The organism is Flavobacterium sp. 38, assembly GCF_057799715.1.
Map to the genome: position 1 here is coordinate 277,099 of NZ_JBYNWZ010000004.1, position 13,086 is coordinate 290,184.

A 13,086-nucleotide genomic window follows, 5' to 3' on the forward strand; every position below is an offset into this window, starting at 1 on the left:
AATGTTCAATTTATAAATTGAATTGTTTCAAAGTATTCTATTAATTAATTTAAATACACTAAAAAAATGAAAAATTATTTAAAATTTGTTGTTGCTGTTTTTGGAGTTGTAATTTCTTTGTGTGCATCTGGCGTTGTAAGTGCTCAAAAAGACAAGAAAGATCCTTCAGGTACATGTACGTTAAATAGCCAAATCTGTGGAAGAACAGGTGATGGTAATATAATCAGTGGAACTTATAATGAGTAAAAGTATGAACAGTTATTTAAAATTTGTTGTTGCTGTTTTTGGTATTACAATTTCTTTGTATTCGTCGGGAGTGATAAATGCTCAAAAAGATAAACAAGATCCAACCGATTGTTCACCAGGGAATGGAGAGTGTGGCATAACTGCAGATGGTAATCGTATCACTGGGAAATGTGGGTGTAACTAAATATTATTAATTATTATAAATAAAAAATTATGAGAACAAAATTAAGATTTATCATTGCAATTATGGGAATAACAGTTGCTTCTTTAAGTTCGTCAATTAGTACGGCTCAGAAAGATAAAAAAGATGATGGTGGCTGCTCTGGTGCACGAGGAGAATGTGGTAAAACAGATAGTGGTCAAGTGATTGTAGGTGTCTATAACACGTAAAAAATCAGAAAATTATTGTTTGGCTTTCCTAACTTATTAGTTAGGAAAGTTTTTTTTAAGATTTTTACTAATATTATTTATGCGATTTATAATTATTTCTTTCTTTTTTTTATGTACTGTTAGTCTTTTTTCTCAAGAAAAACATGCTATTTCCGGTAAAGTGTTAAATGATAATGTCGCTTTACAAGATGTATTAGTCGAGTTAAAAATGGGGCAAACTTCGAAATTCTCTATAACTAATAAGAATGGAGAGTATAAATTTGATTATAATACTCGTGATACTGTTTTTATTAAAGTGAAAAGTTATGGTTATAAAGAATTTGATTCTTTTGTAGAAATTAAAGGTAAAAATACTTTATTTAATATAGAGCTTGTTAAGTTAGAACCAGAATTGTTAAATGAAGTAGTTATTAAATCGGGTGAAAAAATAATCACAAGTGCAAAAAAAGCAATTTACCAGATAAATCATAAAGATTATTTAAAAAATGCAAAAGCAAGTGATGTGCTTCAGTCAGTACCTAATGTTTATTTTAATGAATTCGATGGTAAAACATTAGTTGATGGAGTGTTAACAGGTAAAATCTTTATTGATGGATTGGAAGCGGATGCCAGCGAGCTTAAAGGACTTAAAGTGGAAGATATAAAAAGTGTTGAAATAATTAATAATCCTTCGGTAGCTTATTTTAAATCGGAATTTTTAGGTGCAATTATTAATGTTATAACAAAAACTAGAGCAGAGGGTTTTTTTAAAGGTAGTTTAGATGGTACAGTTGGGGCTGTAAATAATTATTGGTCAATTAGTCCTAATTTCTCCTTTAAAAAAGATTTTTTTCTTTTAAGAACGAGTTTTCAATATTTAAATAATGATCAAGTAATTGATTTTACATCTAGACGGATTGATGAAAATGGTCTTTTCTATCAATCTAACATTAATCATTCTAATGGCAAACAATTAAATTCTAATACAAGAGTAGCCATAAAATTAAATGATAAGAGTAATTTTACTATTTCAAATAATATCAACGAATATAGTTTTTCTGGGAAAGCAAATGGCTTTACTGTTTTAAATGAAGAAGAAGTTAATCTTTTTTCTAAAATTGGTAAAGAAAGTATGGTTAACTGGAATATTGCATCAGTTTTTAATTATAAAATTGCTGAAAATAAGGCGTTTTTTTTTAAAAGCTCATATTCAATTTTTAATAACATAAATAAAAGTCAATTTCAGTTTGATAATACTTCTGAAATAGACTATTACGATGTTCAATCAAAAAATAATGAACTTTCGTTACAAGCCGATTATGAATTTGAAGAAATGCGTGTTTTTGGAAAAAAAATGGATTTTTATACTGATATTAAATACATAAATAGAAAGTATCGTTTTTCTCATGATAATTTTTACGTTTATCAGAATGTGTTTGATGGTTCAGTAGAATTAGACTCTGAATGGTCAAATAAATTTTCATCTGAAGTAAGTTTAACATATGAATTTACAAATAATTCAAATCAATTATTGAGGCAAAGTTATAACTTAGTATTGCCGACAATTAATAGCTTATATCATTTTGAGAATAAATTGGATTTAAAAGTAGGTTATTCGCGTAAAGTACTAAGACCAAGTGCAAGCGATTTAAATGATGATGTGCTTATTTTATATCCTGGTGTTGCGAAACAAGGGAATTCAGAACTTGATCCGCAGCTAAGAAATTACTATTTTGCAATGTTGACTAAGTTTTATACATCAGATAGTTTTTCTCTCAAAATTTATAATGAATCTATAAATAATGCTATCACACCTGTGTACAGAAATGACGGAAATTTATTAATTCAGACTCTTGAAAATGCAGCTAGATATAATTCTACTGGAATGAATATTGGTTTTAAAACAAAGGTGCTTAAGAAAATCACTGCAAATATAAATTCAGGCTTTGATTATAATGTTTTTGAAGATAATAGTCAAGATGCTATAATTGGAAAAAATAGTGGCTACACATTTAGGGGGAATTTTAATCTAAATGGAATATTTTTTAAAGATAGGTTGTCAATTTCTATTTCTGGAAGGCAAGATGGCCCTAATTATTCATTATTGTCAAAAAGGATTACCAATCCTTACTTAGATTTTACAATTTCAACAAATATTTTTAAGGGTAAATTAAATTTGAGTCTTTATGGACGAAACCTTCTTGGAAGAGTTTCTAGTGGATTTACAGACATTAGTGAATATAATAATTTTTATCAAAAAATTGAAACAAAGAATAATTCGCGAAATTTGCTTTTAACTCTGACTTATAATTTTGGTAAAAAATTTAGTGATAGGATAGAGTCTCAAGATATTAACAATAATGATGTCAGGCGTTAATGGAAATTATTTTTTGCGTTTTTAAATAATCCATTGCAAATTTACCTTCGTTAAAAAGTAAATCTAAAACACTTAAATTGTTGATAAAGCCATGTTTGTCATCAAAGACTTGAGTGTATTTCTCAAAAGAATTGGCGTCTTTTTTACCATTTGCTAAATATCTGAAATCGGTAAAATCAGCCACTTCGTGAAAATATTCAGTCGTTTTTCCAAAATCAAATTTCATTCGGAGGCATTTAGTAACAACATCCAAAACTTCGAAATTTAAATCCATTAAAAATTGGTGTTTTTTTTCGAAAATAGGAGCAATATCATCTTCAAAGTACTCAAAGAACGGAGAACTTCTATAAGCTGCCTCAAGCGATTTAAAATGCTGTTTCTGCCAATCAAATTCATTCTCGATCAAAATGTCTTTTGTTTTTTGATGCGCTTCTTTAGAATGCTTAACAGGAATATTTAATAATTGAATTCCGTTTGGACTATAAATATACGTTCTGTTTCTATTGGTCTGTTTCTGAAAATTATCTTCCATTTCAAAAGTAATGCTTTCAGATTGCGCTATTACAGCAAAATGACTGATAGATGGGAAATAAGTTGGCAGTATTAAGGAATTCATGAGTATTTGTGTTTAAAAAGTTTCAGGTTTCAGATTTCAGGTTCTATGCGAACTTGAAACGTGAAACCTGAAACAAAAATAACATTATTTTTTTATGCTTTATTCTCTCTTCTTTTTTTCCAGATAAAATCTCCTACGAAATAAATAGCAAGAAGTATTAAGAAATACTTAAAGTATGAGTGAGGCTGACCTTCGCCATCTACGGTTGTAAATACTCGGTTCCAGCGAATTTTATTGATGCCTTTTCCGTTAGTGTCCCAGCTCATCCAAATGAATACTGGTTTCCCTACGATATGATTTTCTGGAACATAACCCCAGTAACGGCTATCTTCTGAGTTATGACGGTTATCTCCCATCATCCAGTAATAGTTTTGTTTGAAAGTGTACGTAGTGGTTGGTTTTCCGTTAATCAAGAATTTTGAACCTTGCAACTCTAACGTATTTCCTTCATAATTTGTGATGATCTCTTTATAAAAAGGAAGCGATTCGTTTGTTAATGCAACTGTTTTTCCAGCTTCTGGAATGTAAATAGGCCCCATATTGTCTTGGCTCCATTTATTGATATGCGGGAATATTCTATCGTCATCCTGTGTATCAATTTTACGTATTACTGCAGTAACTCCAGGAGTGTTTTTAAATCTTTCAGCTCCAGCTTCTGTTAAAGCGCCTAAGTAAAGTGTATCTCTTTTTTCGGTTCTGAAACCTGCAGGATCTGTAATATCTAATTCTTTGAAAATAGTTTCAAAGTCAATCGGTGTTTTTCCGTCTAATGCTACAGCGTAAGAATATTGTGGTTTAGCTCTTTCTGGTAAAACTAATTTTTTTCCGTTAATGAAAACAAAGCCATCTTTAATGGCTAAACTGTCTCCAGGAATACCCACACATCTTTTTACGTAATTTGATTTTTTGTCTATTGGTTTAATAACGCCCGGTCTTCCTTTAGGTTCGAAGAAATAATGAACCGTATCGACAGGCCAGTTAAAGACGACAATATCGCAGCGTTTTATTTTCTGGATAGCTGGGAGTCTCAAATAAGGCAATTGTGGCCAGCTTAAATACGATTTGCTTTTTGTTAATGGAATAGAGTCATGAACCATTGGCAATGCAACTGTTGTCATTGGAACTCTAGGACCGTAGTTTAATTTACTCACAAATAAGAAATCACCAATTAGTAAAGATTTTTCTAAAGATGATGTTGGAATGGTATACGGCTGTACAACATAAGTATGCACTAATGTAGCTACTATAATCGCAAACAATAAAGAGCTGATAGTGTCGGCTGTTTTATTTTCAGGAGTTAAGCTGCGATCTTTACGATACTCTAATTTTTGGGTATAGTTTACATAGTAAATGTAAAATCCTAAAGTAAAAAGACCAAGAATAGTGTCTAAAGTAGATCTTTTGCCAAATGTTCTTAAGGTTTCTACCCAAACAACAGGAAACATGATCAAGTTGATAATCGGAATAAAAAGCAAAATGGTCCACCACGTCGGACGGCCAATAATTTTCATTAATACGATAGAATTGTAAACCGGAACAGCGGCTTCCCAGCTTTTTCTTCCAGCTGCTTGATATAATTTCCAAGTTCCTAAGAAATGGATAACTTGTACTGCTAAGAAAAATACGAACCAAGAGTATAGTGACATAATATTGTATTTTAAGTTTCAAATTCAGGATTTAGACTTCCAGAATTTTAGTCGATTTATTGTAAGTTTAAAACGTCTTTCATAGAGAAAATTCCCTGCTTTCCTGCCAGCCATTCTGCTGCAATAACGGCACCCAGAGCAAAGCCTTCGCGGTTATGAGCAGTATGTTTGATTTCGATGCTGTCAATTGCAGAATCGTAATTTACAGTGTGAGTTCCAGGCACTTCTCCAATTCTTTTTGCTTCAATACGAATCTCGTTTGCTTTAGCGTCATCTAAAGTCCAGTTTTTGTAATTGCTGTTTTCAATTACACCCTGAGCCAAAGAAATTGCTGTTCCGCTTGGAGCGTCTAATTTGTGAATGTGGTGAATTTCTTCCATCGAAACTTTATAAGAATCGAATTGCTTCATGATTTTAGCTAAATATTCATTTAGTCCGAAGAAAATATTTACTCCTAAGCTGAAATTTGAACTAGAAATGAATCCTCCTTTTTTCTCATTGCAAAGCGCAATCATCTCGTCATAATGTTCTAGCCATCCAGTTGTTCCTGATACTACAGGTACATTAGCATTAAAAGATGCAGAAATATTGCTAACGGCTGCTGATGGAACGCTGAAATCGATCGCAACATCGGCTGTTGCAAGTCCGTCATAGGTGTTAAATTCATCTTTCTTTAAAACTATTTCGTGACCTCTTTCTAAAGCAATTCTTTCGATTACTTTACCCATTTTTCCGTATCCTAAAAGCGCAATTTTCATTATGATTTGTTTTTGATTTTTTAAATAGAAATTAATCTATTAAAACTTATAGTTAAAAGTTAGTCCGACATTTGGTTTAAATGTTACATCGGCTGGATAAATTTCTGGACGCATTGAAAGCCTTTCGTTTACGTTAAACTGTATCAAAGCGGCGTCAACATTGGCATCGATTATATTCAAGACATAAAATCCGACAACAAATAAAGCAGATAAATCTCTGTTTCTCTGGTAGAATTTCTGTCCCGCAATAAGTCGGTCGTCGTCCAAAAATTGGTAGTTGTCATCGTTGTAGCCTTCCAATCTTCGTTTGTAGGCGTCACGATAATCGTGGTATTTTTTGTTATTGTCTATGTAGAAATATAAACTGGTTCCGATTGCTCCGTAGACCAATGGAATTTTCCAGTACTTTTTGTTGTATGCTTGACCTAAACCAGGTAAAATAGCCGAATAAAAAGCGGCTTTTGCTGGTGTAAGCGGGTCTATTTCTTGTAATGCAGTAGTGTCTTTTACGACCAAAACCGTGTCTTTTTTTACCTGGGCAAAAAGAGAAACGGTTCCTGTTAGAAAGAACAACAGACCAATGGGGACAATCTTATTCACTATCCGTTTATTAATTTTATAATTCTGTTAAAGTCGGCTTCAGAATTAAATGGAATTGTAATTTTTCCTTTTCCGTTACCAGCGACTTTTATATCAACTTTCGAACCAAAATAATCGTTGAAAGTATTTTTCTGTGTTTCTCTTACCACAAACGCAGACTCTGCTTTCGGTTTTCCGTCTGCTTTTGGTTGTAAACCTTCGTGATAATTTTTAACCAAAGCTTCTGTTTCGCGAACAGATAAATTTTGGCTTACGATTTTTTGGTAAATATCAGTCTGAACGTCTAAATCTTCAATGTTGATAATTGCTCTACCGTGTCCCATGCTAATAAAACCATCACGAATGCCAGTTTGGATAATCGGATCTAATTTTAAAAGACGTAAATAGTTGGCAATTGTCGAACGTTTTTTACCCACTCTCTCGCTCATTTGTTCTTGAGTTAATTGAATTTCGTCAATTAAACGCTGGTATGATAAAGCAATCTCAATTGGATCTAAGTCATGACGCTGAATGTTTTCAACCAAAGCCATAACTAAAGATTCGTTGTCGTTTGCAATACGAATATAAGCAGGAACATGAGTAAGGCCTACTAATTTAGACGCGCGAAGACGACGCTCTCCAGAGATTAACTGATATTTGTTAAAATCTAATTTACGAACAGTAATAGGTTGAATTACACCAAGTTCTTTAATAGAAGTGGCTAATTCGCGTAATGATTCTTCATTAAAATTGCTTCTAGGCTGAAACGGATTTATTTCAATCGCACTTATTTCAAGCTCAATGATGTTTCCAACAACCTTGTCAGCATTTTTATCTTCTACTGATTTAATGTCGTTTTCAGGATCTTTTAATAAGGCAGATAATCCTCTTCCTAAGGCTTGTTTTTTAATTACTTTTGTCATAAAAACTATTTACTGTTTTTCTTTATAATTTCTTGTGCTAAATGAATATAGTTTACGGCACCTTTGCTTGTTGCATCATAATTAATGATACTTTCTCCAAAACTCGGAGCCTCACTTAATTTTACATTTCGCTGAATTACAGTATCAAAAACCATATCGTTAAAGTGTTTTTGAACCTCTTCTACAACCTGATTTGATAAACGTAATCTTGAATCGTACATTGTTAATAATAAACCTTCAATGTCAAGATCTGGGTTGTGTATTTTTTGAATACTTTTAATAGTGTTCAATAATTTTCCTAATCCTTCAAGTGCAAAATACTCGCATTGAATAGGAATAACTACAGAATCTGCTGCTGTTAAAGCGTTCAAGGTTAACAAACCTAAAGAAGGTGCGCAGTCGATAATGATATAGTCATATTCTTCTTTTGCCTCTTCCAATGCTTTTTTAAGCATATACTCACGGTTTTCTTTGTCAACCAATTCAATTTCGATAGCAACAAGGTCAATGTGAGCTGGGATCACATCTACGTTTGGAGCTGTACATTTTAAAACGGCTTCTTTTGGTGTTACAGTATGCTCAAGTATTTGGTAGGTTCCAGTTTCAACTGTTTCTACATCAATTCCAAGACCAGATGTAGCATTGGCCTGTGGATCAGCGTCGATCAACAATACTTTTTTTTCTAAAACACCTAATGAGGCAGCAAGATTTACAGATGTAGTAGTCTTTCCAACGCCTCCTTTTTGATTAGCAATAGCAATGATTTTGCCCATTTATTTTCTGAATTTTGAACCGTAAAAATACAATTATTTATGGTTTCTGAAAATCTATTTTGTTAACATTTGTGAAAGTTTGATTAATCGGGGTTTCATGGGTGTTTGGCAGAAAATTATTTTAGATATGAATAGAATTGTCAATAAAATTTGAAGATAATTTAGTCGTTGTTCTTACTTAAAAAGGCAGGAATCAAAATTTAGCCAGAAAAAGAAATTATTTCAAAATCTCAATAGTCACATAAACCAAACCGCATTTTTTATTGGAAGCAATTTTCATAAAGGCTCTCTTGGTGAGATCAATTTCCCTTCCTTTAATAAATGGACCTCGGTCTGTAACTTCTACAATTGCAGATTTCTTGTTAGCTTCGTTTGTTACTCTTAATAAGGTGCCAAAAGGAAATTTCTTATGCGCTGCGGTAAGATCGTTGTTGTTAAATTTTCTGCCGCTCGCTGTTTTCCTTCCGTTAAATTTATCATGATAATAAGATGCGTGGACATTTTTCTTATGCAGCACAATTTCTCTGGCAATGGAGTTAATAAAAATGATATTTTTTTGCTGTGCGATAGCAAGGACAGAAAACGCCAAGATTATAAATAGTGTAATTTTTTTCATTTCATTTTCTCTTTCTATTTATGGACAAAAAAAAGTGATTAACGAAAAACAGATAGGTGCAATAAGGTTTATTTATGGTATAAAAAGGCAAAATTTCTAGATTTTGTAGTGTTTTTGATAAGAAAATTGAGAGCAAAAACGGACTTTCAGCTTACAGATTATTGCTATTTTGTGATCCCTAAAAACTACAATAATTACAAACTATCAAACCACAAAAAGCAACATTCTTATGAGTAAAAAAACAATCTCATTATTTACACTATTCGCGTCTATGCTGTTTTTATGCAGTTTTATTTCGCCTTATTCTACAGATGAAAAAATAGAAGGAAATAAAAAAATAGAACGTAAAATTGTTTACAGCAAAAAGAAACATTCTATAACATTATCATGGTCGGCTTTTGGCTCTTCTGGAAATTATATGATTACTAGAGGAGGAAGTCGCTTGGCATCAAATTTTGTATCAGTTGGGTCAACTTCTAAATTGACATTTATAGACAATAAGCCCAATACAGATAAATACGAGAACTATTATAAAATTACTCGTAACGACATAACTATAGTCATTTCGCTCGAAAATCAGATTTTTGGAGACAATATGTATTTCTATGACAGAAAACATGAAAAGGCAGAAACAGCAAGAAATGAAATTAATTCGCAATTTAGCAGTATTGGTTTAGGCGGTGCAAATGGTGAATGGACAACAAAACGTCAGGCGTATTATTTCAAACCAAATGTTAATGGCGAAACGTATGATGTTGGCGGCTCTGGTTCTGCGTCGTCAGCTGAAGCAAATGCGATAGAATTAGGATTTTATTCTCATATAGGAGGTTTAGGGAAAGTGCCGTCTGATGTTAAATTGGGAGCGATATTTACTAGACCTCACCTTTCTGGTGGAGCAAATGCAACTTGTACTTTTTGGCGTTCGGTAGAAAATGTAGAAATAATGCGCGATTTTTCGTGGACGGTTTCTCAGTCAACAAGTGCGAGAAGATTGCTTATTGAAAGCACTTCGAAATATATTTCGGATATAGGAAACACGAATTTTTGGGGTAGTGGTGGTTTTATTGCCGATTCGCACTACACTACATCAAGGCCAAATTGGGGCGGACAGCAGCAATGGTATACCAGAAATACCGTTTTTCCTTCAGGCTCTGGAGCGATGGGAGGCTCGTATAATATGGTTTGGCAGGGTTGTGTAAATCCGCCGCAAGCAGATGATAGTAATTCTCCAATTTCTACTACACCTATTATTAGAGAAAAGCCTTTTCTTTTTATTGATAAGGATGGAGAATATAAAGTATTTGTTCCAGCATGGCAAAAAGATAGAGTTGGAGTTTCTTGGTCTGCAAATGATATGGGGCAAGGAAAAATTCAAGATTTGATTACGAGTTGGTATGTTGCTAAAGAAGGAGATACCGATGTGGAAATAAACGCCGCGTTGAAAGCGGGTAAAAATATATTTTTCACTCCAGGACATTATGCCTTAAATGCTCCGATTCAGGTAAACAGAAAAGATGCAATTCTTTTAGGAGCTGGTATTGCTTCGGTAACGTTAGAACCGACGGAGAAAAATACGTGGGGATGTATTTATGCTGATGATAAAGACGGTATTATCATTGCTGGACTTTTGATGGATTCTTTTAATAGTACAACGTATCAGATTAGAATTGGTAACGAAGATGCGAATGCCGATCATGCTAAAGATCCTATTTTACTAAGTGATATTACGTGTCGAGTAGGCGGAGTGCAGTCAAAAAATATTCAGATTCAGGCTTCGATGCAGATCAATAGTAATAATGTGGTAGGAGATCATTTCTGGCTGTGGCGTGCCGATCATGGTTCGCAAAAAGGCGGAGATGCGCGCTGGGTGAGAGACAGATGCAAAAACGGACTTATCGTTACAGGAAATGATGTTACGCTTTATGCTTTGTTTGTAGAACATTTTCAGGAATATGAAGTAGTATGGCTTGGAGAGCGTGGCAGAACTTTTTTCTTTCAAAACGAACCGCCATACGATGCTCCGAATCAGGCAAGCTGGAGCAGTCAGGGCGGAAGAGTTGATGGTTACGCGGCATTTAAAGTGGCCAATTCGGTAAAAGAACATCATACAATAGGAATGGGATCTTATGCTGTTTTTACAGGAACTGATGGAAATGTAAATAAGAAAAACGGTTTTGAAGTGCCAAATAGTCCAAATGTGAAGTTGGAGAAAATGTGCATTACTCGTTTTGCAGGTCCTGGTAATATTCAAAATGTTATCAATGGTACAGGTGGCAGTACAGCAACGGGCGCCAAACGTGTAGCATTGTATAATAATGGAGATGGCATACAGCCTTTTGATGAAGAATTTGTGTTTCCAAGTAAGGAATCTTATCCTTCTTACATTAAAAGTATAGAATAATTATACAGATTATATAAAAAATGAAACTCTGAGGATTGCTAATCTTCAGAGTTTTTTATTTTTAAAAATCAGCACATAATTCTGTAGCAGTCAAAAAGTTATTTCGGTTATTAAAATCAATTGAAGATGCCTCGTTTTTAAGGAAAAGCGTTTCTAAGAAAACATGAAAATTTATTTTCTTATTTTTTTCTTTTTCAAATCAAATTTATTTATATCTTTGCATCCGCTTTCGGGCACTACAACAAATATACATCTTCGGGGTGTAGCGTAGCCCGGTTATCGCGCCTGCTTTGGGAGCAGGAGGCCGCAGGTTCGAATCCTGCCACCCCGACAAAAAGCCGAACAGAAATGTTCGGCTTTTTTCTTTTTAGGATTATTTTATAAATATCTCCTTTGCCAAAATTAAAAATGAGCTCAAAAATTTTGCGTCTCTGCGACTTTGCGAGATTCAAACGACCTGACAAACGTTAGACGCACTGCAGTGCGTCTCTACATACAATCTTTGCGCTTAAAATAATCAGCTATTTAATTTTTATATTTTGCATCAACATCTGCAGTCAATGTTTTCAAGAAAGCAGCCATGTTTTTAGCATCCTCATCAGAAATATCTTTATTAAGCTGTAATTTTCCCATCATTTTTATGGCTTCATTCAATGATGAAACGGAACCATCATGAAAATAAGGTGCCGTTTTTTCTACATTACGTAAACCTGGGACTTTGAACATATATAAATCTCCATCTTTTTTTGTTAGATTGTAAAGTCCTTTGTCGACTTTTTTGCTGCCGGTAAGTTTTGCATAATCACCATAAACGCCAAATTTCTGAAACATTTGGCCTCCTAATGCAGGACCGCTATGGCAGGTAATGCAACCATTCTCGATAAAAGAACTTAAACCCTTTTTTTCCTGATCATTTAGCGCCGATTCATTTCCATCCAAATAATCGTCAAATTTACTTTTCGGATTAAGTTTGCGTTCAAAAGCACCAATTGCATTGGCGAGATTATCAAAAGTAATTGGCTCTTTATCTTTTGGATATACCTTTTTAAACAGAGCTTGATATTCTGGCATTGCTCTTAGTTTTTTCTCTAAAAATGCAGCGTCTGGAATACTGTGTTCTACAGGATTTAGTAAAGGTCCTTTGGCTTGTTCTTCTACATTTTTGGCACGGCCATCCCAAAATTGCATAGAATGCAGCGAAGCATAAATTACGGTAGGCGAGTTACGGTCTCCCAATTGTTTTGTGTCTCCTTCAGACAAAGATTTGTTGTCAACTCCATAAGTGGCAAGATTGTGACAGGAATTACAGCTGATTGTTCCATTTTTTGACAATGCTTTATCGTAATAAAGTTTTTTTCCCAAATCAAATTTTTCCTGCGATATGTTTTCTTCAGGCAATGCTGAAACAGATTTAAAGAAAGTAGAAGCTTTCGCTAACAATTCTGATTTAGGAGTTTCTGGAGTTTTTACGACATCGAATTCACCCGATTCTTTCTTGCACGAAGTCAATGACAAACCTGCAAGCAGTAAAATTACTTTTTTCATTTCTATTTTAGTTAAGTTTTTTTTATTGGAACAATGTAGGATAAAACCTATTTTTAAGAAATGATTTTTATCATGTATTCCATGTTTCTGGCGAATAACGATTACAATTGTTTAAATTTTTAATTTGCGAAAGCAATAATGCGCAGACATAAGCTTGACATATTCATTATTTGTTATTTGAGAATAACAAAAACTGATTAGCCGAGTTCTTTTTTCCAACAATAAAAACTTACTTTT

12 protein-coding genes and 1 tRNA gene are annotated in these 13,086 nt (G+C 33.4%); 5 read left to right on the forward strand and 8 right to left on the reverse strand.

The genetic code is table 11. The features are described from left to right. The first annotated feature begins 66 nt into the window (after positions 1-66). The 3 genes from AC3E9W_RS12570 (at position 67) to AC3E9W_RS12580 (ending at position 2,992) form a co-directional block, all read left to right on the forward strand. The gene (locus AC3E9W_RS12570; protein ID WP_306159227.1) at positions 67-246 is read left to right on the forward strand and encodes a hypothetical protein; all 180 of its coding nucleotides are present in this window, start codon (positions 67-69) and stop codon (positions 244-246) included. A 213-nt stretch (positions 247-459) separates the two neighbouring features. Further along, positions 460-636, forward strand: coding sequence for a hypothetical protein (locus tag AC3E9W_RS12575; protein WP_306159226.1), 177 nt, complete (start codon positions 460-462; stop codon positions 634-636). Positions 637-715: 79 nt separating this feature from the next. Next, positions 716-2,992, forward strand: a complete 2,277-nt coding sequence (locus AC3E9W_RS12580) for a TonB-dependent receptor (protein ID WP_306159224.1) — start codon at positions 716-718, stop codon at positions 2,990-2,992. Here the strand turns inward: AC3E9W_RS12580 and AC3E9W_RS12585 are convergent. The 7 genes from AC3E9W_RS12585 to AC3E9W_RS12615 form a co-directional block, all read right to left on the reverse strand. Further along, positions 2,982-3,608, reverse strand: coding sequence for a WbqC family protein (locus AC3E9W_RS12585; RefSeq protein ID WP_488768597.1), 627 nt, complete (start codon positions 3,606-3,608; stop codon positions 2,982-2,984). The two genes, AC3E9W_RS12580 and AC3E9W_RS12585, sit on opposite strands and share 11 nt — an antisense overlap. 92 nt (positions 3,609-3,700) lie before the next feature. Then, positions 3,701-5,254: a signal peptidase I gene (gene lepB, locus AC3E9W_RS12590; protein WP_488768599.1), complete on the reverse strand. Its 1,554-nt coding sequence runs from the start codon at positions 5,252-5,254 to the stop codon at positions 3,701-3,703. 56 nt (positions 5,255-5,310) lie between these two features. Further along, entirely contained in the window at positions 5,311-6,012 is a 702-nt protein-coding gene (dapB, locus tag AC3E9W_RS12595) for a 4-hydroxy-tetrahydrodipicolinate reductase (RefSeq protein ID WP_456895816.1), read from the reverse strand. A gap of 39 nt (positions 6,013-6,051) precedes the next feature. Next, entirely contained in the window at positions 6,052-6,612 is a 561-nt protein-coding gene (locus tag AC3E9W_RS12600) for a DUF5683 domain-containing protein (protein WP_306159217.1), read from the reverse strand. Next, positions 6,612-7,514 carry a ParB/RepB/Spo0J family partition protein gene (locus tag AC3E9W_RS12605; protein ID WP_306159215.1) on the reverse strand — a complete coding sequence of 301 codons (903 nt, stop codon included), beginning with the start codon at positions 7,512-7,514 and terminating at the stop codon, positions 6,612-6,614. Before AC3E9W_RS12605 ends, AC3E9W_RS12600 begins: the two co-directional genes overlap by 1 nt. Before the next feature lie 5 nt (positions 7,515-7,519). Further along, complete coding sequence (locus AC3E9W_RS12610) at positions 7,520-8,287, reverse strand: ParA family protein (protein WP_008464569.1); 768 nt, start codon at positions 8,285-8,287, stop codon at positions 7,520-7,522. 217 nt (positions 8,288-8,504) lie between these two features. Further along, a complete protein-coding gene (locus AC3E9W_RS12615; protein ID WP_488768601.1) occupies positions 8,505-8,903 on the reverse strand; it encodes a septal ring lytic transglycosylase RlpA family protein in 399 nt (132 codons plus the stop codon). 229 nt (positions 8,904-9,132) lie between these two features. Here AC3E9W_RS12615 and AC3E9W_RS12620 point away from each other — a divergent pair, with 229 nt between their 5' ends. Together AC3E9W_RS12620 and AC3E9W_RS12625 are read left to right on the forward strand one after the other, a co-directional pair. Continuing rightward, a complete protein-coding gene (locus AC3E9W_RS12620; protein ID WP_488768603.1) occupies positions 9,133-11,304 on the forward strand; it encodes a hypothetical protein in 2,172 nt (723 codons plus the stop codon). Positions 11,305-11,560: 256 nt separating this feature from the next. Then, positions 11,561-11,635, forward strand: a tRNA-Pro gene (locus AC3E9W_RS12625). 194 nt (positions 11,636-11,829) lie between these two features. Here AC3E9W_RS12625 and AC3E9W_RS12630 read toward each other — a convergent pair. Beyond that, the gene (locus AC3E9W_RS12630) at positions 11,830-12,849 is read right to left on the reverse strand and encodes a cytochrome-c peroxidase (protein ID WP_488768605.1); all 1,020 of its coding nucleotides are present in this window, start codon (positions 12,847-12,849) and stop codon (positions 11,830-11,832) included. Positions 12,850-13,086 lie beyond the last annotated feature (237 nt).